Genomic DNA, 2,354 nt, shown 5'->3' with positions numbered 1-2,354 from the left:
GGTTTATACCGCGCATCCCGAGAGGCCGCACAGAGCGATCAGCCTGAGACGAAGTTTGTTCGAGCGCGGCGTGAAGTCATTCTTTCGGGCGGAGCATTCAACAGCCCGCAACTGCTGATGCTCTCGGGCATTGGGAATGAGAATGAGCTGCGCGACTTGAATATCGGTGTAGTGAAGCATCTGCCTGGCGTGGGACAAAACCTGCAGGACCGCTACGAGGTCGGAATTGTCTCTCAGATGGAGAAGCCGTTCGCCCTGCTGCATGGAGCCTCGTTCAAAGCCCCTGCCGATGGCGCACAGGGGGACGAAGCTTTTCAAGCCTGGAAGAAGGGGACAGGGGTTTATACCTCGAATGGTGCCGCGATCGCGATCACAAAGCGCTCGACACCAGACAAGCCTGATCCTGACCTATTTATCTTTGGCCTGCCGTCGTCCTTCGAAGGATACGTCCCGGGCTACTCAAATGCACTCAGGCAATATCAAGATCGCTTTACCTGGGCGGTGTTGAAGGCACATACAAAGAACACGGCCGGTTATGTGAAGCTACGCAGCGCGGATCCACGCGATGTTCCGGAGATCAACTTCCGCTACTTCGGTGAAGGGAACGACTCCAGGCAGGAAGATCTGGATGCCGTCGTAAAGGGTGTGCAATTTGTCCGGGAGATCAACGGGGAGATCCGCAAGCTTGCCGGTATGACGGAGGTATGGCCCGGAACAGTGATCGATTCAGAGCAGCAGATTGCGGAGTTTGTACAGCATGAGGCGTGGGGACATCATGCTTCCTGCACCAACAAGATTGGCCCGGCAAGCGACCCGATGGCTGTTCTCGATAACCGTTTCCGCGTCCATGGCGTACAAGGTCTACGCGTTGTAGACGCTTCTGTATTTTCCCGCATTCCCGGATATTTCATCGTGAGCGCGGTGTACATGATTGCCGAGAAAGCAAGCGACGTCATTCTGGAAGATGCAAAGGCAAGCCAGCCCTCAGGAGGAGTTTCGAGATGAGCGATTTTGATCGCGATATGGAACCACGCAGAAGCATCTGGCGCATTATTCTTTTGTCCCTCGTCGCTCTGGTGGCGATTGTGCTGGTGGTTGTCGTCTCCGCCTTCTTTGCCTTTACGCGTTCCACTACAGGGAAACTGAAAGACGAAGCCGCGCTGGCAGGAAGAGCGCCGGAGAGCTTCAAAGCCGCTGATGATGACTACTYCCATGACATGGATGGAGGCATCAAGCTCAGCGCCGAAGAGATCAAGGGCCGCAACAACTGGATCGTGTGGAGCGGAGGAAATGATCGCTTCTGGGATGTGATCTCGGTCAAGAGCTTCGGCGCGCTCGACTTTCTGAAGACCATCTCGGATCATCCTTCACTCAAAGGGACACGTGACAATCGGTGGGCCTATTTCGGTTTGATCAACGAGCCCTGTTTCCAGAAGGCCACTGGACCAGACCCGAATCGATTTGGCTTGTGGCTGGATGTCAGGGATCCGAATTGCCCGGCTGATCCCTATGCCGATGAGAAAAAGTATCCGGGTGTGAAGATCGGAGCGCGGGGAACGACCGTGGATGTGGGGTCCTATTATGGTTACCCGACCGGGATTGTCGGCATGCGTCTGTTTCCGAATCCTGCATTCGATGAAGAGGCCAAGCGGCATTGGGATGCCAACCGCTATTACACCGACCCGAGTTACTATAACGATCCGAAGTTAGTCCGGCCGTATCGCGTCGGTATGTCGTGCGGGTTCTGCCATGTAGGTCCTAATCCGCTGAAGCCGCCTGCTGACCCCAACAATCCGAAGTGGGAGAACCTCAGTTCGCTGGTCGGCGCGCAGTACTTCTGGATTGATCGCATCTTCCGTTGGGATGGCGACCACACGAGCTTTGTCTATCAGCTCTTCCATACATCGCGGCCTGGTTCTCTGGACACCTCACTGGTTTCCACGGATAACATCAACAATCCGCGGACGATGAATGCGGTCTATGGCCTGAAGGCGCGCCTTGAGCAGGGGAGTCGGTGGGGGAAAGAGACACTGGCCGGCGGTGGGCTGAATAACAAGCAGTTCAACGACGTTCTCCCGCCGGGCAATGAGCTGACGAAGTTCTTTCAGGCTCCGGACATTGTCTATACCCCGCACGTGTTGAAAGACGGTGCTGACTCCGTAGGCGCTCTGGGCGCGTTGAATCGCGTGTATCTGAATATCGGCATGTTCAGCGAGGAGTGGCTGCAGCACTTCAATGCATTGATCGGCGGCAAGAAAGTTACTCCGATCGAGATCGCGGTCGCCCGCAAGAACTCAAGCTACTGGGTGGCCAATGAGCAGCAGACGCCCTATCTGGCGCTGTTTATGTTGAAG

At 55.6% G+C, this 2,354-nt stretch carries 1 protein-coding gene and 1 pseudogene; both read left to right on the top strand.

All coding sequences use genetic code 11. The annotated features are described in order from the left end of the window. On the top strand, positions 1-1,005 hold a 1,005-nt coding region (locus AB4043_RS22730; RefSeq protein ID WP_442308180.1), incomplete at its 5' end, for a GMC family oxidoreductase. After that, a pseudogene (locus AB4043_RS22725) lies at positions 1,002-2,354 on the top strand (hypothetical protein); the annotation flags it as partial. The gene AB4043_RS22730 and the pseudogene AB4043_RS22725, both read left to right, overlap by 4 nt.

This window comes from Terriglobus sp. YAF25 (assembly GCF_052113305.1).
Classification (GTDB): domain Bacteria; phylum Acidobacteriota; class Terriglobia; order Terriglobales; family Acidobacteriaceae; genus Terriglobus.
This window is presented reverse-complemented; position numbering and strand designations above follow the sequence as displayed.